This window comes from Streptomyces sp. NPDC087215 (assembly GCF_044744885.1).
Lineage (GTDB): Bacteria > Actinomycetota > Actinomycetes > Streptomycetales > Streptomycetaceae > Streptomyces.
The window spans coordinates 374475-395598 of sequence record NZ_JBIUZD010000003.1; the positions used below are offsets into that span (position 1 = coordinate 374475).

Annotated in this window: 17 protein-coding genes; 8 read left to right on the forward strand and 9 right to left on the reverse strand. The window is 71.9% G+C overall.

Features of this window, described 5'->3' with window-relative positions:
* Positions 1 to 18: 18 nt before the first annotated feature.
* A complete protein-coding gene (locus ACIO92_RS11210; protein ID WP_366443529.1) occupies positions 19 to 1005 on the forward strand; it encodes an NAD(P)H-quinone oxidoreductase in 987 nt (328 codons plus the stop codon).
* A gap of 209 nt (positions 1006 to 1214) precedes the next feature.
* Here the strand turns inward: ACIO92_RS11210 and ACIO92_RS11215 are convergent, their stop codons facing one another.
* The 4 genes from ACIO92_RS11215 to ACIO92_RS11230 form a co-directional block, all read right to left on the reverse strand.
* On the reverse strand, positions 1215 to 1760 hold the full coding sequence (locus ACIO92_RS11215; RefSeq protein ID WP_366443528.1) for a bacterial proteasome activator family protein: 546 nt from the start codon (positions 1758 to 1760) through the stop codon (positions 1215 to 1217).
* A gap of 97 nt (positions 1761 to 1857) precedes the next feature.
* Positions 1858 to 4722, reverse strand: a complete 2865-nt coding sequence (locus ACIO92_RS11220) for an FtsX-like permease family protein (RefSeq protein ID WP_402280054.1) — start codon at positions 4720 to 4722, stop codon at positions 1858 to 1860.
* Complete coding sequence (locus tag ACIO92_RS11225; RefSeq protein ID WP_402280052.1) at positions 4719 to 5453, reverse strand: ABC transporter ATP-binding protein; 735 nt, start codon at positions 5451 to 5453, stop codon at positions 4719 to 4721. Before ACIO92_RS11225 ends, ACIO92_RS11220 begins: the two co-directional genes overlap by 4 nt.
* Positions 5454 to 5682: 229 nt before the next feature.
* Positions 5683 to 6468 (reverse strand): PadR family transcriptional regulator, encoded by a 786-nt coding sequence (locus tag ACIO92_RS11230; RefSeq protein ID WP_366443525.1) that lies wholly within the window; start codon positions 6466 to 6468, stop codon positions 5683 to 5685.
* Positions 6469 to 6943: 475 nt separating this feature from the next.
* Here ACIO92_RS11230 and ACIO92_RS11235 point away from each other — a divergent pair, with 475 nt between their 5' ends.
* Positions 6944 to 7486: a hypothetical protein gene (locus ACIO92_RS11235; RefSeq protein ID WP_401235244.1), complete on the forward strand. Its 543-nt coding sequence runs from the start codon at positions 6944 to 6946 to the stop codon at positions 7484 to 7486.
* 298 nt (positions 7487 to 7784) lie between these two features.
* On the opposite strand, the gene ACIO92_RS11240 is transcribed toward ACIO92_RS11235, so the two are convergent.
* Positions 7785 to 9422, reverse strand: a complete 1638-nt coding sequence (locus tag ACIO92_RS11240; RefSeq protein ID WP_402280049.1) for a protein kinase — start codon at positions 9420 to 9422, stop codon at positions 7785 to 7787.
* 277 nt (positions 9423 to 9699) lie between these two features.
* On the opposite strand from ACIO92_RS11240, the gene ACIO92_RS11245 reads away from it, so the two are divergent.
* Positions 9700 to 11304, forward strand: a complete 1605-nt coding sequence (locus tag ACIO92_RS11245) for a protein kinase (protein WP_401235240.1) — start codon at positions 9700 to 9702, stop codon at positions 11302 to 11304.
* Positions 11305 to 11416: 112 nt separating this feature from the next.
* Here ACIO92_RS11245 and ACIO92_RS11250 read toward each other — a convergent pair whose 3' ends face one another.
* The 3 genes from ACIO92_RS11250 to ACIO92_RS11260 all read right to left on the reverse strand — a co-directional run bounded on the left by ACIO92_RS11250 (position 11417) and on the right by ACIO92_RS11260 (position 13872).
* Positions 11417 to 12496 (reverse strand): phosphotransferase, encoded by a 1080-nt coding sequence (locus ACIO92_RS11250; RefSeq protein ID WP_402280047.1) that lies wholly within the window; start codon positions 12494 to 12496, stop codon positions 11417 to 11419.
* Positions 12497 to 12511: 15 nt separating this feature from the next.
* Complete coding sequence (locus ACIO92_RS11255) at positions 12512 to 12994, reverse strand: pyridoxamine 5'-phosphate oxidase family protein (protein ID WP_366443521.1); 483 nt, start codon at positions 12992 to 12994, stop codon at positions 12512 to 12514.
* A gap of 218 nt (positions 12995 to 13212) precedes the next feature.
* Positions 13213 to 13872, reverse strand: a complete 660-nt coding sequence (locus tag ACIO92_RS11260; RefSeq protein WP_351783435.1) for a response regulator transcription factor — start codon at positions 13870 to 13872, stop codon at positions 13213 to 13215.
* 366 nt (positions 13873 to 14238) lie between these two features.
* On the opposite strand from ACIO92_RS11260, the gene pdhA reads away from it, so the two are divergent.
* The 5 genes from pdhA to ACIO92_RS11285 all read left to right on the forward strand — a co-directional run bounded on the left by pdhA (position 14239) and on the right by ACIO92_RS11285 (position 20050).
* Positions 14239 to 15420 (forward strand): pyruvate dehydrogenase (acetyl-transferring) E1 component subunit alpha, encoded by a 1182-nt coding sequence (pdhA, locus tag ACIO92_RS11265; protein ID WP_366443519.1) that lies wholly within the window; start codon positions 14239 to 14241, stop codon positions 15418 to 15420.
* Positions 15421 to 15422: 2 nt separating this feature from the next.
* On the forward strand, positions 15423 to 16403 hold the full coding sequence (locus ACIO92_RS11270) for an alpha-ketoacid dehydrogenase subunit beta (RefSeq protein WP_366443518.1): 981 nt from the start codon (positions 15423 to 15425) through the stop codon (positions 16401 to 16403).
* Positions 16404 to 16434: 31 nt separating this feature from the next.
* Positions 16435 to 17889: a dihydrolipoamide acetyltransferase family protein gene (locus ACIO92_RS11275; protein ID WP_402280361.1), complete on the forward strand. Its 1455-nt coding sequence runs from the start codon at positions 16435 to 16437 to the stop codon at positions 17887 to 17889.
* Positions 17890 to 18080: 191 nt separating this feature from the next.
* Complete coding sequence (locus ACIO92_RS11280) at positions 18081 to 18734, forward strand: GntR family transcriptional regulator (protein WP_384853777.1); 654 nt, start codon at positions 18081 to 18083, stop codon at positions 18732 to 18734.
* Positions 18731 to 20050, forward strand: a complete 1320-nt coding sequence (locus ACIO92_RS11285; protein ID WP_366443514.1) for an MFS transporter — start codon at positions 18731 to 18733, stop codon at positions 20048 to 20050. Before ACIO92_RS11280 ends, ACIO92_RS11285 begins: the two co-directional genes overlap by 4 nt.
* Positions 20051 to 20174: 124 nt before the next feature.
* On the opposite strand, the gene ACIO92_RS11290 is transcribed toward ACIO92_RS11285, so the two are convergent.
* Positions 20175 to 21002 (reverse strand): maleylpyruvate isomerase family mycothiol-dependent enzyme, encoded by an 828-nt coding sequence (locus tag ACIO92_RS11290; protein ID WP_366443513.1) that lies wholly within the window; start codon positions 21000 to 21002, stop codon positions 20175 to 20177.
* Positions 21003 to 21124 lie beyond the last annotated feature (122 nt).

A 21124-nucleotide genomic window follows, 5' to 3' on the forward strand; every position in this document is an offset into this window, starting at 1 on the left:
GGGAGTAGCCTCGCCGCCATGTACGCGATCACGATTCCGGAACCCGGCGGCCCCGAGGCCCTCGTCTGGGCCGAAGTGCCCGACCCCGTACCCGGTGAGGGCGAGGTCCTCGTCGAGGTGGTGGCCAGTGCCGTCAACCGCGCCGATCTGCTCCAGCGGCAGGGTTTCTACGACCCGCCTCCGGGCAGCTCCCCGTACCCCGGTCTGGAGTGCTCGGGGCGGATCGCCGCACTCGGTCCAGGGGTGGTGGGCTGGGCGGTCGGCGACGAGGTGTGCGCGCTGCTCGCGGGCGGCGGATACGCGGAGAAGGCCGTCGTCCCGGCGGGGCAGCTGCTTCCCGTGCCGGAGGGCGTGGACCTGGCCACGGCCGCCGTGCTGCCCGAGGTGGCCTGCACCGTCTGGTCCAACATCTTCATGATCGCGCACCTGCGGCCGGGGGAGACACTGCTGGTGCACGGCGGCGCGAGCGGGATCGGCACGATGGCGATCCAGCTGGCGAAGGCGGTCGGGGCACGGGTCGCGGTGACCGCCGGAAGCCCGGAGAAGCTGGCGCACTGCGCGGAACTCGGCGCGGACGTCCTCATCGACTACCGCGAGCAGGACTTCGTCGCGGAGCTGGCCGGGGCGACGGACGGGGCGGGCGCGGACGTCATCCTGGACATCGTCGGTGCCAAATACCTGGAGCGGAACGTGAAGGCGCTGGCCGTGAACGGCCGCCTCGTCGTGATCGGACTCCAGGGCGGGGTGAAGGGCGAGCTGAACCTCGGGGCGCTGCTCGCCAAGCGCGCCGCCGTCATGGCGACCACGCTGCGGTCCCGTCCGGTGGAGGAGAAGGCGGCGATCGTCGCCGCCGTCAGGGAGCACGTCTGGCCGCTGATCGCCGCCGGTACGGTCCGTCCGGTCGTCGACCGGACGCTGCCGCTCGCGGAGGCGGCCGAAGGTCACCGGGCGCTGGAGTCCGGCGCCCATGTCGGCAAGGTCCTGCTCCTCGCGCCCCGGAGCTGACCGGGAACGGACATACGGAAGGGGCCCGGCACGGGATGCCGGGCCCCTTTCCCTTGAGTTCTACGAGCCCAGGGCCCTACGAGCTGGTCGTACGGGTCGGGTAGCCGGTGACACGAGCGGGCCGGGGCCGTACGAGCCGGGTGGTTCCCGCACCGCCGACCTGCCGGGCCTCGCCCGCCCCGGGCCGTACGCCCGGACGTCCGTGTCCGTTACAGGTACGGGCCCGAGCGGACCGCGTGGCCATGGCCCTGGTCGTCGTCATCGTCGTGGCCGGAGCCGGGCGGGAGCGCCCTGCGCATCTGCTCCAGCTGGGCGCGGGCCGCCATCTGCTGGGCGAACAGCGCCGTCTGGATGCCGTGGAAGAGGCCCTCCAGCCAGCCCACCAGCTGCGCCTGCGCGATGCGCAGCTCGGCCTCGGAGGGGATCGCCTCGTCCGTGAACGGCAGCGAGAGCCGCTCCAGCTCCTCCACCAGCTCGGGCGCGAGCCCGTCCTCCAGTTCCTTGACGGAACTGGCGTGGATGTTCTTCAGGCGGACGCGGCTGGCCTCGTCGAGAGGTGCCGCGCGTACTTCCTCCAGGAGCTGCTTGATCATGCTGCCGATGCGCATGACCTTCGCAGGCTGCTCGACCATTTCCGTCACCGGGACCTCGCGGGGTTCGTCGTCGCTCGGAACGCCGCTGAGCGCCATCCCGTCCTGTCCCACGACGAGGATCGGGGGGCTCTCCTGCGACCTGTCATTCCTCGGCATCTCCATGCCGTCATTCTCTCGTACACATGAGTCATCACGAGGTGTGCCCCTGTACGAGGGTGATCCACCCTCGTACAGGGGCACAGGACGGAGACGGAGACTGTCAGGTCGCCGCGCGCCGGGCCAGCGCGCCGCGCGAGCGCGTCACGAGGGCGGCGAGCAGCGCGGCGCCGAGCGGTACGGCGACGAGCAGGCCCAGAAGGGTCTCCCACGGGATGACGATCGGGATGTACGGCGGGGGCGTGTCGCCCGCCCAGCCTTCGGCGAGGCTCATCTCGTAGAAGCGGATCTGTTCGCGTTCCTCAGTGAGCCGGAGGCCCATCGCGGGCAGCATTCCGGCTGCCGATCCGAGGACCACACCCATCGCGGCGACGACTCCGCACTGGAATCCGCTGAGGGTGCGGCGGACCCGGGGCGGGGCGCCGACGGCGGCGAGCGTCTTCAGATCGGCCTCGGCGTCGGCCTGCGCGAGGCCGGTGGCGATACCGGCGGCCCCGATGGTGACCAGGCCCGCGAAGAGGGAGAGCGCGATGAGGATCAGGGTGTACTCCTCGACGAACCCCTCCTCCAGGTGCAGCTGGACGTCACTGCCGAGCTTGGTGAGTTCGCCGTCGAGCTTCTGGCGCGCCTCGCTGTCCGGCATCTGCTCGGTGGTGACGTAGGTGCCCAGCGGGACCGTGGCGAGACCGGCCGCCTTGGCGGTGGCCGGGGTCATCAGGCCCTGGAGTCCGAAGCTGTTCGGGTTGCCGGGCACCTGGTAGGCGGGGATGGAGCTGACCTTCCCGGGGGCGGGGAGGTTCTTCTCCATGGCCTTGTCGGCGGCGGCGAGGTCGGTGACCTGCTTGATGCCGACGGTGCCGTCCTTGGCGACCTGGGCGCGGGAGAAGCTGACGATCTTCCCCTCGGTGAGGGCCTTCTCGGCGCCGGCGTCCTGGATGCCGAGGACCTTGAGGAGCTTGGCGTCACCGACCAACAGACCGGCGTCGGTGATGACGTTGCCCCCACCGGGCGACTGCGCGCAGCGCCAGTCGTCGGCGAGCAGCTTCCGGCGCTGCTCGGGCGTGAACTTCTCCGCGGGGTCGCTGCCGTCGGTGCTGGCCACGTACAGGGGGCACTCGTGGGCCGGAGGAATGACGACCTGGTAGCTGCCACAGCCGGCGGAGCGGCCCCAGGGGTCGCAGCCCGGCTTGCCGACCGAGACACGGTCGACATCGGCGCGCAGGGCCACCGGGAAGTAGCGCTGGATGGCCTCGCGGAGGGCGGGAACGTCCCGGCCGCCCTCCTCCATGATGGTGGCGGAGACCGCTCCGTGCGGCAGCTGGGCCTCGTACATGGCCCTGTTCCCTGCCTCACGGCTGGCCATGTACGTGGAGACGGCGACCGTGCCCGCGACGGCGGCGAGGACGGCGGCGACGGCGGGAGCCGTACGGCCCCGGTTGCGCACGGCGTCACGCAGGGCCAGGCGCGGCGACAGCGGCAGCCAGCGTCCGGCCCGTCCGAACAGGCCGACCAGGGCCGGGGTCATGGCGACGACGCCCAGTTCGGCGAGGGCCGAGCCGAGCGCCACGAGGGCGACCTGCTGCGAGACCAGTGAACCGAAGAGGGCCACCGCGGCGCCGATCAGGAGGGCGCCGAGCCCGATCAGGGGCAGGACCCGGCTGCCGCGGCGGACACCGCGACGACCGGTGAGCGAGGCCAGGACGGTCTGCCGGGAGGCGGTGATGGCCGGGACGATCGCGGCGAGCACACCGGTCAGTACGGCGAGCAGCGCGATGCCGAGGATTTCGAGCGGCCGAATGTCGAAACTGCCGAACCGCTGCCCCATGAAGTCTTCGAGGAACGGCTGGAGAAGCAGGGTGAGGACGACGGCGAGGCTCGTGCCGAGGACCGCCGCGACGACACCGATGACCAGACCGCCGCTGAGGACGATGGCCCGAATGTGGCTGCGGGCACCGCCGTTGGCCCCGACCAGACCGAGCTGACGGCGCGAGCGACGGGCGCCGACCGCGAAGGCGGGACCGGCCAGCAGACAGATCTCCAGCATCGCCAGACCCACGACGGTGACCAGGGAGGCGAGTTCGACGGCACTGGCCGCCGGACCGGCGTTGTAGTTGGCCCACCCGTCCTTCTGGTAGATCGGCACCTCGGAATCAGCGGGCGGATCGATGAGCACCGTGCGCGAGGTGACGACCACGCCCTTGGTGTTGATCTCCTGGACCATGTTCCACGTGAAACCACCGGACTTGCTGACCAGGTAGGTGGTGGAACTGCCCGGACCCGGCATACCGGCCTTGTCGGCGGCCTTCTTGTACGGGACCAGGAACGCTCCCGGCAGTGCGTTGACCTGAACGCTCTTCAGGGCGTCGGGAATCTCGTAGGCGCCGACGATCCGGTACGCGCGGTCGAAGTTGCGGGCGGAAAGGGTCGAGCCGATCTTCAGACCACTGACCTCCAGGAACTGAGAGGTCGCCATGACCTCGTCGTTCTTCTCGGGGTGGCGCCCCTCCAGGAGAGTCATGATGCCCCGGGCCATCGGGTCGGACGCCTTCAGCTCACGGATCTCAGCGGGGAGCAGACCGTGCACGGTCGTCAGCTTGGCGCCGCCCGCGGTGTCCTTGAGGATCTTGGAACCCACGGGGAAGACCTTGGTGATGTCGGTGGGACCGCTGGGCCACATCTGGTCCTTGTAGTCCTTGGCCGGGGCGCTCATGTTGCCGGACGGGTCCTGGAGGAGCGGGACGCCGTCGTACCCCGGGTCCGAGAACCGGGCGTCGGCCGCGCCCAGTTGACGCCCGGCCTGCTCGACGGGGGACAGCTCCGAGCTGCGGAAGGTCAGATCCAGGGCGCTGACGCCCAGGATCGGCAGCGCGATCATGGCGAGGACGAGGGCGCTGCGGCCCTTGGAACGCCAGGCGTCACGGCGGGCGATGCGGATCGCGGCCCGCCAGGAGTGGAACCAGGTCTTCACGCTTCGGCCACCTGGCCCGACAGCAGGGAGTCGGCGTCGCTGCGCACGGTCTGGTCGACGATGGCGCCGTCCCGCAGGAACACGACCCGGTCGGCCCAGGCGGCGAAACGGGGCTCGTGGGTGACGAGCACACCGGCGGCGCCCGCGTCGCAGCGGCTGCGGAGCAGGGCCAGCACGGACTCGCCGGTCTCGGAGTCCAGGGCGCCGGTCGGCTCGTCGGCGAGGACGAGCCGACGGTCGCCGACCAGGGCACGGGCGATGGCCACGCGCTGCTGCTGGCCGCCGGACATCTCGTCGGGGAAGCGCTCGGCGAGGTGGCCGAGCCCCATCTCCTCCAGAGCACGCACGGCCTCGACGCGCGCCTTGCGGGCGGAGGTGCCGTCCAGCTCGCGGGGCAGGGCCACGTTCTCGGCGGCGGTGAGCGCCGGTATGAGGTTGTAGTCCTGGAAGACGTAGCCGATGCTGCGCCGCCGCAGGGCGGCGAGCTGCTTGGCGCCGACGGTGGTGATGTCGGTGTCCTCGACGACGACCTGTCCCGAGGTGGGGACGTCGAGCCCGCCCGCGATGGTGAGCAGCGTGGACTTCCCGGAACCGGACGGACCCATCACGGCGACGAGTTCGCCCGGGTACACGGCGAGGTCGATGCCGCGCAGGGCGTGTACCTCGGTGGCGCCCGAGCCGTGGACACGGGTCAGGTTCTTGAGTTGCAGCACGGGCTGCGGTGCGGACATGAGGGGTCCCCCCTTGGGCGTACGCGGCGGTCCGCCGGGTACGGGAGCGAGCGGTGGAAGGTGATGCGGAAGAGATGCGGGCGCGGCACGACCGTGCGGTCGGCGCGCGTCGCCCAGGAGCCGGGCTCGGTGGCGGACGCGGGGGTCCGGTCACCGGGCCGGGCGGTGTCGGTGGTGCTGGTGGTGTCGTCGATGCCGACAGGCCCGACGGTGCTGGTGGTGCCGGGGTCTACGGACTCGACGGGGCCGACGCTGTCGGCGAGACCGACAGGCCGATGGGACTCACGGGGCTGGTGGGGTCATCGGGGCCCGTATGACCGACGGGACCGGCCGCGCCGGATTCCGTCCCTGCCGCCGTTCCCGTTCCTGCCTCCGCCCCCGTTCCCGTACTCGTTCCCGGTCGCGGCTCGGTCTGCGGGTTCGTGGCCCGGCCCGTCGCCGTACCGGTCGCCGTCCCGGCTGATCCGCCGGTCGTCGACAGGCGGATCAGCCGCGACTCGCAGTGGTCGAGCCAGCGGGCCTCCGCCTCGGTCTGGAAGATCAGCTGCTCCAGGACGAGCAGCCAGGCCACGTCGTCCCGCTCCCGGGCCCCGCCGCTCTCGACCGCGACGAGCGCCTGGGCCTTGAGACGGGTGTAGTCCTGCATCGCCTGCACGGTGTGGCGGCGCTGGGACTGGATGACGTCACGGATGTCGACACAGGGGGCGCCCACGGCCATGGCGAGCTTGATCGCCAGTTCGTCACGGGCGGGGCTGGTGCGGTCCACCGGCTTCTCGAACCAGGTCCGCAGCTCGGCGCGACCCGTGTCGGTGATCGCGTAGAGCGCGTGCCCGGCCGCGTCCTCGCCGCCCTGGGCGACCATGCCGTCGCGCTCGAGACGGCTGAGGGTCGTGTAGACCTGGCCGACGTTGAGCGGCCAGGTGGAGCCGGTGCGCGACTCGAACTCCGTACGGAGCTGAGAGCCGTAGCGAGGGCCGCGTTCAAGGAGGGCGAGAAGCCCATGGCGGATCGACATACTCAGTATGTATACCGGGTATGCGGAGAGGGACAACCGTCCTGAGACGGAAGCGGCGGGTCCGACTCAAGGGGGACGGAGGCGCTTCCGGAGGGCTCAGCGGCGTCGCATCCGCAGTCCGAGGAACCCGATTCCCAAGCCCATCAGAGTGAGTCCCACACCCAGGGTGCGCACGGGAACCCCCTGGTGGCCCAAGGGTTCGGGGGCTTCGGCGAGCAGCCGGGGCGCGGTGGCCGGGCGGCTGGCGGGCGGCTTCTCCGGAAGGACCACGTCCTCCTCACGTACCGCCCCGTCCTCCTCCTCGCCGCTCCGATGGCGCTCCGATTCTGTAGCGGTTTCGGTACGGGAGACGTCGGGAGGGGCGGTCGGGGCGCTCGCGGAGACGGTCGGACCCGGCGGGCGTCCGGGCCGGTCGTGGCCCTCCGCGGCGGGCCGTCCTGCCAGGGAGCCGGAGCCGCTGGGAGCGGGGGCGTCGGTGGGCTCGGCGCTCGGCGCGGCGGAGCCGGTCCCGGCGGGGGCGGGCGTCACGGGCGCTCCGGCGTTCCCGGTACGCCCCGGGGGAGCCGCGGGCACGGGGGCGGCCACGGTCGAGGACGGCGCGGCCGTCGGCGGGCGGGCGGTGGACGAGGGGGGCGGCGCCGGTACGGTCCCGGGCGGCGCGGTCGCCGAGGCCACGGCCGTCGAGGTGGCCCGGGGCGCCTCGGCCCGGAGCCTCCCGGGAGCGGAGCCGCCACCCTCCCCGGATGCCTCGCGCGCGGCGGTGGCCCCTCCCGGGGCGCCCCTGACGGAGGTGTCCTCCACGGGGAGGTTCCTGGTGGAGGAATGCCCCACCGGGATCCCCCGGGCGGAGGCGCTCCCGGTGGAGACGGCTCCGGCCGCGCTCCGGGCCGGGACCCCCATGGCCGCTCCGTACCCGGCTGGAGCCCCGTACAAGGTGCACGCGCAGGCGAAAGCGCAGGTGAGCGCGGGCCCCAAGGCCCGCACCCTCGTCCTGCGGAGTGCTGGAGTCACCGGGTGACCCCCTCCCGTACCGAGCCGCCGAGGTGGTCCGCCCAGAGTCACATGGCGGAACGGTCCCGGCATCCGGGACGGGTCGGAGGAGGGACGGCCGCCCCGTCACGAAAGAGGATCGGCCACCTGGTCACGAAGAGAAGAAGGGGATCGGCCACCCCGTCACGAAGAGAGAGGGGAAACGGCGACCGAGCCCCCGGGCGCCCCGCCGACCGAGCCCCCGGGCGCCCCGCAGACCGAGACCCCAGGTGCCCCGCCGACCGAACCCCCGGGCACCTCGGAGCCCGGAGCCTCCGAGGCTCCCCTCACTGCGGCGGGTTGCCCGTCGAGATCTTGAGCGTGAACTCGGCGTCCTTGTCGGCGATGTCCTCACCGGCCGGCGGGTACTGCTCCAGGACCGTGCCCTCGCCGTAGGTCGCCTCGTCCACCGGGGTCTGGGTCATGATCTTCCAGCCCGCCGCCTGGACGCAGTCCTTCACCGACTGGATGTTCTTGTACGCGAAGTTGGGGACCTCGAACTTCTCGGGGTCGTCGCTCGACTCGGTCGGCTGTGTGCACTTCTTCGGGTCGATCGTCTTGCTCAGATCGGGGCCCTTGTGGCCCGGCGCCGCCGTCTGGTCCTGCTGGGAGGTGCCACCGGTGCCGCCCGCCTTCGGGTCCGGATCCTCTTTGGTCAGGTCGAGGGAGTAGAGCAGGCCGCCGACCGCGAGCAGGGCGACGACGACCGCGCCCACGAGGACCCGGGAGTTCCGCCGGGGGCCGCCGCCGCCCGCCGGGGCGGGCGCGGGCGTGTGCACCGGCGCGTAGGGCGCGGGGGCCGGTGCCTGGTAGGCGGGCGAGGGCGTCGGCGCCTGCTGCGGATACCCGTACGACGGGGCGGCCGACGGGGTCGCGGGACCGTAGGGACCCGGTTGCGGTGCGGGCGGCAGGTACGGCTGGTGGACCTGCGGCCCGGTGTACGGGCCCGGCGGCGGGGTCTGGCCGACCGGCGGGAAGACCGCGGAACCGACGCCCGCGCCGCTGCTGACCGGGCCGCCCTGGACGATCACCGGCGCACCGGTCCGGCCCGCCGCGAGGACCCGCAGGCACTCGTCACGCATGGCCGCGGCGCTCGGAAACCGCTCGTTCGGGTTCTTCCGCAGCGCGCGGGCGACGAGCGCGTCCATCGCGGGCGTCACCGCGCGGTTGACGGACGACGGTGCGACCGGCTCCTCCTGCACATGCGCGTAGGCGATGGCCAGCGGTGAGTCGGCGTCGAAGGGGAGACGGCCGGTCAGCAGCTGGAAGAGCATGATGCCGACCGAGTAGAGGTCGGAGCGGGCGTCCACCGGGCGGCCGAGGGCCTGCTCGGGGGAGAGGTACTGGGGGGTGCCGACGACCATGCCGGTCTGCGTCATCGACGTGACGCCGGACTGCATGGCCCGCGCGATGCCGAAGTCCATGACCTTGACCACGCCCCGCCGGGTCGTCATCACGTTGCCCGGCTTGATGTCCCGGTGCACCAGGCCCATCTCGTGACTGACCTCGAGCGCGGCGAGCACATCGGCCGTGACCCTCAGCGCCTTGTCGGCGGGCATCGCCCCGTACTGCCGGACGTCGTCGGCGAGGACCGAGCCGAGCGGCTGCCCCTCCACGTACTCCATGACGATGTACGGCATGACCGCGCCGTCGAGGGTGTCCTCGCCGGTGTCGAAGACCGAGACGATGTTGGTGTGCGACAGCTTGGCGACCGCCTGCGCCTCGCGCCGGAACCGTTCGCGGAACGACTGCTCGCGGCCCAGCTCCGTGTGCAGCGTCTTGATCGCGACCTGCCGGTCGAGGGCGCTGTCGTAGGCCAGGTACACGGACGCCATGCCGCCCTCGCCGAGAAGGTCGCGCAGCTGGTAGCGGCCACCCGCGACCGAACCGCCCGCGTAGCGGCCCCGTGCGCCGTCCTGGCTCATCTGTGCTTCCCCCATTACGCGCGCGTGGCGGCGTCGATCCCGTGTTTCCGGGCCAAGTCTGCCCCAGGGCATCACCACGTCAAGCCGGGTGCCCGTTCCGTGACCCTCCGCACAGGAAGGTCCCCCGGGGCGATTTCACCGGGGCGGAGGAATCCCATCGAATTTGCACAGGTGTACGTGAACGGGGTTCGATGGCCGGTCCACCTCGGACCGTGATGTCGTACGAAGCCTGTAGCGTGACGACTGGACACGGCACGACAGACGACGGCGAGGACTGATGGCACCCGAATCCGGAGCAGGCGGCGGTGTGCCGGACGCGGCAGCGGAGTCCTGGGGCGTCGGCGGGGTCGTCGGTGACGGGCGCTACCGCCTGACACACCGTCTGGGCCGCGGCGGCATGGCCGAGGTGTTCGCCGCCGAGGACGTACGGCTCGGCCGCACCGTCGCCGTCAAGCTGCTCCGCGCGGACCTCGCCGAGGACCCGGTCTCCAAGGCCCGTTTCACCCGCGAGGCACAGTCCGTCGCGGGCCTGAACCACCACGCGATCGTCGCCGTGTACGACTCCGGCGAGGACTTCGTCGGCGGCCGTCCCGTGCCGTACATCGTGATGGAGCTGGTCGAGGGCCGCACCATTCGTGAGCTGCTGCTCAGCGCCGAGGCGCCGGGCCCCGAGCAGGCCCTCATCATCGTCTCCGGGGTGCTGGAGGCGCTGGCCTACTCGCACCAGCACGGGATCGTGCACCGGGACATCAAGCCCGCCAACGTGATCATCACCAACAGCGGCGCGGTGAAGGTCATGGACTTCGGCATCGCCCGTGCCCTGCACGGCGCGCAGTCGACGATGACGCAGACCGGCATGGTCATGGGCACCCCCCAGTACCTCTCCCCCGAGCAGGCGCTCGGCAAGGCCGTCGACCACCGCTCCGACCTGTACGCGACGGGCTGTCTCCTCTACGAGCTCCTCGCGCTGCGGCCCCCGTTCACCGGCGAGACCCCGCTGTCCGTGGTGTACCAGCACGTCCAGGACGCCCCGGTGCCGCCGTCCGAGGTGACGCACGCCGTGCCGCCGGAGCTCGACGGCCTGGTCATGCGCTCGCTGGCGAAGGACCCGGACGACCGGTTCCAGAGCGCCGAGGAGATGCGCGGCCTCATCCAGTACGGCCTCCAGATGCTCCAGCACCAGGGCGGCCACACCGGCACGTGGAACACCGGACCGGTCGAGGCGCACAGCGGCGGGCACACCCCGGCCGCCGGGATGACCGCGACGACCGCGATGGGTCACCCGATGCACGGCGAGACCGCGCAGGGCCCGATCCTCCCGCCGATGAACCCGGACGACGGCGGGTACGGCGGTTACGACGGCGGCGCGGGCGGCACCGGGGGCTACGGCCAGGGCGGTGCCTACGGCCAGGGCGGCGGTGGCAACGGCGGGCGCGGCAAGGTGTGGCTGTTCGCCGCGCTCGCGCTGATCGCGGTCGTCGCCGGGGTCGTCTTCGCGCTGGACAAGACGGGCGGTACGGGGGGCAAGACCGGCGGAACCACGCCGACGGTCACCGGCACGCCGTCGACGGCCCCGGAGGAGCCCACTCCCTCGGAGGAGCCGTCCGACCACCAGTCGACGGACCAGGGCTCCTCGGACGGCGGCTCCACGCAGCAGCCGTGGACCCCGCCGACCACGCAGAATCCGACGACCGAGCCACCGAAGACCCAGGACCCGACGGGCGATCCGACGACCACCCCGCCGAAGACGAAGGACCCGACGACCGCTCCGCCGGACACACAGGAGCCCACGACGGCCCCGCCGGACACGCAGGAGCCGCCGACCACCCCGCCGGGCGAGCCGGGCACCCAGTCCCCGGGCAACGGCTCCCAGACGGGCTGACCGGCCCCGCGAGCCCCGCCGACCCCCGGACCCGCCGTCGCGGGGCCGGGGGTCCGTGCTTCCGGGGCCGGGGGCCGGGACTTCGCGGGAGCGTACGGCCCCCGGGGCCCGGTCACCCCGTGAACGCGTCCCGTACCGCCTCGTACTCGCGGGTCCACCACACGGCCAGCGCCGACACCACCGGGAACAGCGGGTCGGCCCGCCGGTCGTGGAGCCGGTAGCGCCAGTGCAGGATCCAGAAGTCGTTGAGCCGCTCCCACCACACCCGGTGGGCCGCCTCCGCCAGCTCGGCCCGGCCGGCGCCCGTCGCACGCCGGTACGCGCGCGCGTAGGCCCGCACCTTGTCCAGGGCCAGCTCGCCCTCCGGCCGTACGAAGAAGATGGCCGCCGCCCTGACCGCCTCCTCGGCCCGGGGGCGTAAGCCGAGCCGGTCCCAGTCGATGATCGCGGCGGGCTCGGCGCCCTGGTAGAGCAGGTTCAGCGGGTGGAAGTCGCCGTGCACCCAGGCGGTGGCGGTGGCGGGCGGCGGGCGGTGGTGGGCGTGCCGGGCGAGAAGCCTGCGCCGCTCCCTGAGCCGGTGCTCGGCGAGCGCGTCGAAGCCGTCGCGGGGGCGGTGGGCGCGGGCCAGCCGGAGCAGTTCCTCGACCTCCCGGAAGGTGTCCGGGAGGTCCGCGCTCGCGCAGACTCCGTGGTCGGGGGTGTGCCCGTCCTGCCCCGAGTGGCCCATCACCTGGTCCAGGGCGGTGTGGACCTGCCCGAGCAGGGTGCCGAGGCGCTGGGAGCAGCAGGTGGAGAGCTGGGCGCCGTCGCGGTGCCGGCCGTCGATCCAGGGGTGCAGGGCGTAGCAGTGGCCGTCGACGACGGTGACCGTGCGGCCGGTGGAGTCGGCGAGGGGCGGGGCGACGGGCAGGCCGAGGGCGTGCAGCCGCTGGGTCGCGCGGTGCTGACGGGCGATGGTGGCGCGGTCGGCGGTGGGCGCGTCCAGGTGCTGTTTCAGGAAGTAGGTGCCGCGGCTGGTGGAGAGGCGGAAGCCCCGGTTGAGCAGCCCCTCGGTGACGGGCACGCAGGAGAGGGCCTCTCCTGCGTGCCGGTGGCGTCGCAGGAGGGCGCCGAGGGGCGGGACGGCCACGGGCCGGGCGGGGGATGCCCGGTGGGCGGTCGGCGGGGTGAGCGTTTCAGATGAGCGCGGCACCCGCCAGATGGTAGATCACGCTACGTGGTGGAGATGGCGCTGTACGGAACGGTCGGCGGCCGGTCGGGTGGCGGAGGCTCCGGCCGGTCGGCTCATGGAGGTCTCGTCGGGGTAGTCGAGCACGTGGATCGTGACGAACTGCGGTTCGACCCGCATGAAGACCGGGACGAAGGGCTCGCCGTCGACGGTGTCCGGTGCCGTGCCGAAGTGCTCCAGCTCCGCCGCGGTGGGTTCGACGATCTCGGCGGTGCCGGTGAACTGCACGGACCAGAGCTGCCCGGCGCCGGAGTCGAAGCTGTCCGCGCCGTACGCGACGACGCTGCCGTTGCAGGCGCGGTGGTAGCCGAGCCCCTCGTGGAGACGGAACAGGACGCCTCCGCCGGACACGATGTGCCGGGCGGGGGCGACGAACGGCATCGCTCGCATACTGGTGGCCACCCGGCCGTAGGACACGCGGCTGAGCAGCTCTAGGGCGCGGATCTCGTCGGTGGTGGACATGGTCACCACTCTCCGCCACCGGGGCTCCCGGGGAAAGGGGCCCCGGCCCCGCTTTCGTGGGGACGTAGGTCCCGAAACCCGCCGCGGGCCCCGCTGGCAAGTCCTGTCGGCGCGCCCACCGGCCCTGCCGAGGGGCTCCCGGGCCCCTTCGGCACCGGGGCCCGGCCCGCCCTGCTCGCCCGGGGCCGTGGGCGGCTTCCGGGCGGCGGGGGGTCACCTCAGCGGCGTTCGGCCTGGAGCCGGGCCACGTACGCGGCGGCCTGGGAACGGCGCTCCATGCCGAGCTTCGACAGCAGGCTGGAGACGTAGTTCTTGATGGTCTTCTCCGCGAGGTGGAGGCGCTCGCCGATGACCCGGTTGGTCAGGCCCTCGCCGATCAGGTCCAGGATCTTGCGTTCCTGGTCGGTGAGGTTGGAGAGCTTGTCGTCGCGCTTGGGGTTGTTGCCGTCGCGCAGCCGCTCCAGGACGCGGGCGGTCGCCACCGGGTCGAGCAGCGACTTCCCCGCGGCCACGTCCCGCACCGCGTTCAGCAGCTCGTTGCCGCGGATGGCCTTGAGGACGTATCCCGAGGCACCGGCCATGATCGCGTCGAAGAGCGCCTCGTCGTCCGCGTACGAGGTCAGCATCAGACATTTGACGCTCTCGTCCTGGGACCGGATCTCCCGGCACACCTCGACACCGCTGCCGTCCGGCAGCCGCACGTCGAGAACCGCGACGTCAGGGCGGGTCGCGGGGATCCTGACCAGCGCGTCCGCCGCCGTCCCGGCCTCGCCGACCACCTCGATGTCGTCCTCCACGGAGAGCAGCTCGTGGACGCCGCGCCGGACGACTTCATGGTCGTCCAGCAGAAATACCCGGATTTTTCCTTCTTCGCGCACGCAGCCAGTCTCACATATTGGCTCTTCCCGCGCCCGGGGTGCGCGGGATAACGTGCCGGATGTTCCGGCGGCCCTCCGAAGCCGTTGCCGACGCGCTGACCAGCCGCTGTTCCCCGTTTTCTCGATTTACTTGGAAATCCAAGCAAAATCGCAGGTCAAGTGGGGTTTCGCGGGAATGCCGCGTGATGGGTAACGTGCCTATGACAGGGCGCTCGCCGGGGCACCTGTCACGCCGACCCCGGCCGCGTCGCACCCACCCTGTGCGAAGGGTACGGAGAAGGCGGAGAGCCTCCCCTTGCCCAGCGGCAGGGGGGACCCAGGCCCTACCGGCGAACCCGGGGGCCGGACCGACGGAGGAGCACGCACGTGACCGTGGAGAGCACTGCCGCGCGCAAGACGACGCGCCGCAGCAGCGGCACCAAGCGCACCGCAAGCGCGAGCACGAGCACCACCAGGAAGACGAGCGCGGGCGCGGCGGAGCCCGAGCTCGTCCAGCTGCTGACGCCCGAGGGAGAGCGCGTCCAGCACCCCGACTACGACATCGACCTGAGCGCCGAGGAACTGCGCGGGCTCTACCGGGACATGGTCCTCACCCGTCGTTTCGACGCCGAGGCCACCTCGCTCCAGCGGCAGGGCGAACTGGGCCTGTGGGCCTCGCTGCTCGGCCAGGAGGCGGCCCAGATCGGTTCCGGGCGGGCCCTGCGGGACGACGACTACGTCTTCCCGACCTACCGGGAGCACGGTGTCGCCTGGGTCCGGGGCGTGGACCCCACGAACCTGCTGGGAATGTTCCGCGGTGTGAACCACGGTGGCTGGGATCCCAACAGCAACAATTTCCACCTGTACACGATCGTCATCGGTTCGCAGACCCTGCACGCCACCGGTTATGCGATGGGCATCGCCAAGGACGGCGCGGATTCCGCCGTGATCGCCTACTTCGGCGATGGAGCGTCCAGCCAGGGCGATGTGAACGAGGCTTTCACCTTCTCCGCGGTCTACAACGCGCCCGTCGTGTTCTTCTGTCAGAACAATCAGTGGGCGATCTCCGAGCCCACCGAGAAGCAGAGCCGTGTCCCGCTCTACCAGCGCGCCCGCGGCTTCGGCTTCCCGGGCGTCCGGGTGGACGGCAACGACGTCCTGGCCTGTCTCGCGGTGACGAAGTCCGCCCTGGAGCGGGCCCGCCGGGGCGAGGGCCCCACGCTCGTCGAGGCGTTCACCTACCGGATGGGCGCCCACACCACCTCCGACGACCCGACGAAGTACCGCAGGGACGAGGAGCGGGAGGCGTGGGAGGCGAAGGACCCGATCCTGCGCCTCAAGGCGTACCTGGAGCGCGAGGGCCACGCCGACGCGGCCTTCTTCGAGGCGCTGGAGGCGGAGAGCGAGGCCCTCGGCAAGCGCGTCCGCGAGGCCGTGCGTTCCATGCCCGACCCCGAGGACACCGCGATCTTCGAGCACGTCTACGCGGACGGGCACACGCTGGTGGACGAGGAGCGCGCCCAGTTCGCCGCCTACCAGGCGTCCTTCGCGGATGACGAGGTCAAGTAACCATGGCTGTACAGAAGCTTCCGCTGGCGAAGGCGCTCAACGAGTCGCTCCGCAAGGCGCTGGAGACCGATCCCAAGGTCCTCATCATGGGTGAGGACGTCGGCAAGCTCGGTGGTGTGTTCCGGGTGACCGACGGTCTGCAGAAGGACTTCGGCGAGGACCGGGTGATCGACACCCCGCTGGCCGAGTCCGGGATCGTCGGCACCGCGATCGGTCTGGCCCTGCGCGGCTACCGCCCGGTCGTGGAGATCCAGTTCGACGGTTTCGTCTTCCCCGCGTACGACCAGATCGTCACGCAGCTCGCGAAGATGCACGCCCGTGCCCTCGGCAAGATCAAGATGCCGGTCGTCATCCGCATCCCGTACGGCGGCGGTATCGGTGCGGTGGAGCACCACTCGGAGTCCCCCGAGGCCCTGTTCGCGCATGTCGCGGGCCTGAAGGTGGTCTCCCCCTCGAACTCCTCGGACGCCTACTGGATGCTCCAGCAGGCGATCCTGAGCGACGACCCGGTGATCTTCTTCGAGCCGAAGCGGCGCTACTGGGACAAGAGCGAGGTCGACACCGAGGCCGTCCCGGGCGAGCTGCACAAGGCCCGGGTGACGCGTGAGGGCGCCGATCTGACGCTGGCCGCGTACGGCCCGATGGTGAAGGTCTGCCTGGAGGCCGCGGCGGCGGCCGAGGAGGAGGGCCGGTCGATCGAGGTCCTGGACCTGCGCTCGATGTCCCCGATCGACTTCGACGCGATCCAGCGGTCGGTGGAGAAGACCGGCCGTCTGGTCGTCGTCCACGAGGCCCCGGTCTTCTACGGCTCCGGTGCGGAGATCGCGGCCCGGATCACGGAGCGGTGCTTCTACCACCTGGAGGCCCCCGTCCTGCGGGTCGGCGGCTACCACGCGCCGTATCCGCCGGCGCGGCTGGAAGAGGAGTACCTGCCGGGTCTCGACCGTGTGCTCGACGCTGTCGACCGCTCGCTGGCGTACTGAGGAGAGCACCGTGACGATCCGCGAATTCAAGATGCCCGACGTGGGCGAAGGCCTGACCGAGGCCGAGATCCTCAAGTGGTACGTGCAGCCGGGCGACACCGTCGCCGACGGACAGGTCGTCTGCGAGGTCGAGACCGCGAAGGCGGCCGTCGAGCTGCCGAGCCCCTTCGACGGCACGGTCCACGAGCTGCTCTTCCCCGAGGGCACCACGGTCGACGTCGGCCAGGTCATCATCTCGGTGAACGTCGGCGGCGAGGCGCCCGAGGCCCCGGCCGCCCCGGCGTCCGCGTCCGCCCCGGCGGCTGCCGCGTCCGTCCCCGCCCCGGCGCCGGTCGCCGAGGAGGACGACGAGCCGCAGGTCCGCCAGCCGGTCCTCGTCGGCTACGGCGTGGCCGCCAGCTCCACCAAGCGCAGGCCCCGCAAGGCCGCACCGGGCACGGCTCCGGCGGCTCCCGCCGCCCCCGCCGTGACCGTGGCGGCCCCGGTCCCCGCTTCGGTCCCCGTACCGGAGCGGCTCAACGGGCACGTGTCGGGTGCCGCCCGGCCGCTGGCCAAGCCGCCGGTGCGGAAGCTCGCCAAGGACCTCGGCGTGGACCTCGCCGCGGTCACCCCGACCGGTCCCGACGGCGTCATCACCCGTGAGGACGTCCACGCGGCCGCCGCTCCGGCATCGGTCCCCGCCGCTCCGGCGACCGCCCCCGCCGCTCCGGCCGCTCCGGCTCCGGAGCCCGTGGCCGCCCCGGTCGAGTCCCCGGCCACTCCGGCGTCCCCCGGGCAGTCCGGTGTCCGGGAGACGCGCGTCCCGGTCAAGGGCGTACGGAAGGCGACGGCGGCGGCGATGGTCGGTTCGGCGTTCACCGCACCGCACGTCACCGAGTTCGTGACCTTCGACATCACCCGCACGATGAAGCTGGTCGAGGAACTGAAGTCCGGCAAGGACATGGCCGGGCTGCGGGTCAACCCGCTCCTGATCATCGCCAGGGCGGTCCTGGTCGCGGTCCGGCGCAACCCGGAGATCAACGCCGCCTGGGACGAGGCCGCGCAGGAGATCGTCCTCAAGCACTATGTGAACCTGGGCATCGCCGCGGCCACCCCGCGCGGACTGCTCGTCCCGAACATCAAGGACGCGCACGCCCAGACCCTGCCGGAGCTGTCCGCCTCCCTCAGCGAGCTGGTCGGCACCGCCCGCGAGGGGAAGACGACCCCGGCGGCGATGCAGGGAGGCACCTTCACCATCACCAACGTCGGCGTCTTCGGCGTCGACACCGGTACGCCCATCCTGAACCCCGGCGAGTCCGCGATCCTCGCGGTCGGTGCGATCAAGCTCCAGCCCTGGGTCCACAAGGGCAAGGTGAAGCCCCGCCAGGTCACCACCCTCGCGCTCTCCTTCGACCACCGTCTGGTCGACGGCGAACTCGGCTCCAAGTTCCTGGCCGACGTCGCCGCGATCCTGGAGCAGCCGAAGCGGCTGATCACCTGGAGCTGAGCGCCAAGGCCGTCCCTTCCTGGTCCTGACCGACCCGTGAGACCCGGAAGGGGAGCCTCAGCCGCGACGCGCGGGTTGGGCTGTTTCACGTGAAACGGCCCAACCCGTCACCGTTTCACGTGAAACAGGGAACCCGTCCACGATATGGAACGGGCTCCCTGTTGCACCTCTGTTGTATCTATGCTGTGCCCATGCCATCAGCCCCGGTCAAGCAGCCCCCCGCGGCCGACCGCGTCTACGCGCACGTCAAGCAGGCCGTACTCGACCGGCGCTACGAAGGAGGCACCCTCCTCACCGAGGGTGAACTCGCCACGGCCGTCGGAGTGTCCAGGACCCCCGTCCGCGAGGCGTTGCTCAAGCTGGAGATGGAAGGGCTGCTCAAGCTCTACCCGAAGAAGGGCGCCCTCGTCCTCGCCGTCTCCGCCCAGGAGATCGCCGATGTCGTGGAGACCCGGCTGCTCGTCGAGGAGTTCGCCGTCCGCCGGGTCGTGCCCGCCCCCGCCCCGCTCGTCGCCCGGCTGGAAGAACTCCTGGAGGAGCAGAAGCTCCGGGCCGCCGCCGGAGACCTCGCCGAGGTCGCCGCCACCGACCGCTGCTTCCACGTCGAGATCGTGCGGTACGCGGGCAACCAGATCCTCTCCCGCCTCTACGACCAGCTGCGCGACCGCCAGCTCCGCATGGGCGTGGCCGTGATGCAGTCCCAGCCGGACCGGGTCGCCAAGAACATCACCGAGCACGCCGAGATGCTCGACCGCATCAAGGCGGGCGACGCGGACGGCGCCGCGCTCTGCGTCCGCCGCCACCTCAGCTGGGTCAAGGTCCTGGTCAGGGGCGAGGAACGGTGAGCCGGGGCAGCCGCAACGGCTACGGATCGGCCGTCACCCTCCCCGGCGACCCGCCCGGCGGGCGCCGCGCCGCCCTCGTCTGGGGCGTCGGCGTCGCCGTCTACTTCGTCGCCGTCATCTTCCGTACGTCCCTCGGGGTCGCCGGACTCGACGCCGCCGACCGCTTCGACGTCAACGCCTCCGCGCTCTCCACCTTCTCCATACTCCAGCTGCTGGTCTACGCGGGGATGCAGATACCCGTCGGCCTGATGGTCGACCGGCTCGGCACCAAGAAGGTCCTCGCCCTCGGCGTCGTCCTCTTCACCCTCGGCCAGCTCGGCTTCGCGCTCTCCCCCTCGTACGGCTCCGCGCTCGCCTCCCGCGCACTCCTCGGCTGCGGCGACGCCATGACCTTCATCAGCGTCCTGCGGCTCGGCACCCGCTGGTTCCCCGCCCGCCGGGGCCCGCTCATCGGACAGGTCGCCGCCCTCTTCGGCATGGCGGGCAACCTGGTCTCCACGGTCTTCGTCGCCCGCGCCCTCCACGGACTCGGCTGGACGACCACCTTCGTCGGCAGCTCCTTCGCCGGAGTCCTCGTCCTCGTCCTGCTGCTGCTCTTCCTCAAGGACCACCCCGAGGGGCACGAGCCCCAGCCCGTGTCCCACGCGGGCGCCGCCTTCGTCCGCCGCCAGATCGCCGCGTCCTGGCGGGAGCCCGGCACCCGGCTCGGCATGTGGGTGCACTTCACCACCCAGTTCCCCGCGATGGTCTTCCTGCTCCTGTGGGGGCTCCCGTACCTCGTCGAGGCGCAGGGCCAGTCCCGCTCGGCCGCCGGGAGCCTGCTCACCCTGGTCGTCCTGTCGAACATGGCCGTCGGCCTCGCGTACGGGCAGATCATCGCCCGCCACCACGAGGCCCGCGTCCCGCTCGCCCTCGGCACGGTCGCCGCCACCGCCCTGCTCTGGGCGTCGGTCCTCGTCCATCCCGGACACGCCCCGATGTGGCTGCTCGTCACCCTCTGCGTGGTCCTCGGCGCCTGTGGACCGGCCTCGATGATCGGTTTCGACTTCGCCCGCCCGGCGAACCCGCCGGAACGCCAGGGCACCGCCTCGGGCATCGTCAACATGGGGGGCTTCGTCGCCTCGATGACGACCCTGTTCGCGGTGGGCGTGCTCCTCGACGCGACCGGTGGCGACTACCGGATCGCGTTCTCCTCGGTCTTCGTCCTCGAAGCCCTCGGGGTCGTCCAGATCCTGCGCCTCAAGGCCCGCAGCCACCGCAGGGAACGCGAACGGCTCGTCGCCAGCCGGGTGGAGGCCGTGCACGTCCCCGTCTGAGACGAGCCCTCACGGGACCGCGAGACAAGGCGCGGAAGAACACGCGGGACAGGCCGCGGCCCGGCAGCCGCGTGGGCGGGGCACGTACGAGAAGACCGCGTACGAGAAGGCCGTGGGCGCGGACCTACCGGGGCGTCACCGCGAAGTTGTCGAGGATCGCGCGCGCCAGGTCCTCGTCGCCCTCCGTCTTGAGCAGGTCGGCCACCTCGCCCGCCCTGACCCGGCCGCAGGCGAGCCGTACGTACGTCTCCCAGTCCGTCGCCAGCGTCACGGCCGGGCCCAGCGAGGGCGCGCCGTCGACCGACCCCCGGCCCTCCGCGTCCACCCGTACCGTCCGCAGGAACTCCACCGGGCCGGTCACGTCGATGACCACCGCCGAGGGCGCGGGCGCCCCCGCGTCCTTCGCGACCACCTTCGGCAGCGCTTCGAGCAGCACGTCCCGCGTGACGTGCGCCCCCGCCGAGTCCAGATTGCCCGGCCGGCCGAGCGTCGCCCGCAGGTCCTGCTCGTGCACCCACACGTCGAAGGCGCGCATCCGGTACGCCAGTTCCAGGGACTGCTCGACGCCGAGCGGGGCGCGGACCAGGCGCTCGGGGGGACGGTTCTCGTTGCGGAGCTTCCGGGCCCGGCGGATCAGGATGTACTCCAGCTCCGAGGTCATCTCCGGCGCCGTGTGGTGCCGCCGCACATCGACCTGGACCTCCATGTAGCGCGCGAAGTCACTGCGCACATGGTAGAGATCGCGGGGGAGCGAGTGGATCGGACGCGGGTCCCCGAGCATCTCCGTCTCCATGCCGATGACATGGGACACGATGTCCCGCACCGACCAGCCCGGACATGGCGTCGGCCGGTTCCACTCCCCCTCCGCGAGCGGCTGCACCAGCTCGGCTATCGCCTCGATGGAATGGGTCCAGGCGTCGGCGTAGTTCTGGAGGCTGGGATGGACGGTCACGGGACCCCTCGGCGGTTCTTCGGTGCGCGGGCTGAAAACACGGCTGGGTGGGAGGCTCGAACGCTAAGTTACGCTGCCCGAAGGCACCCCGGCAGTGCTTTCGTGTGACGATCGTAGGCCTG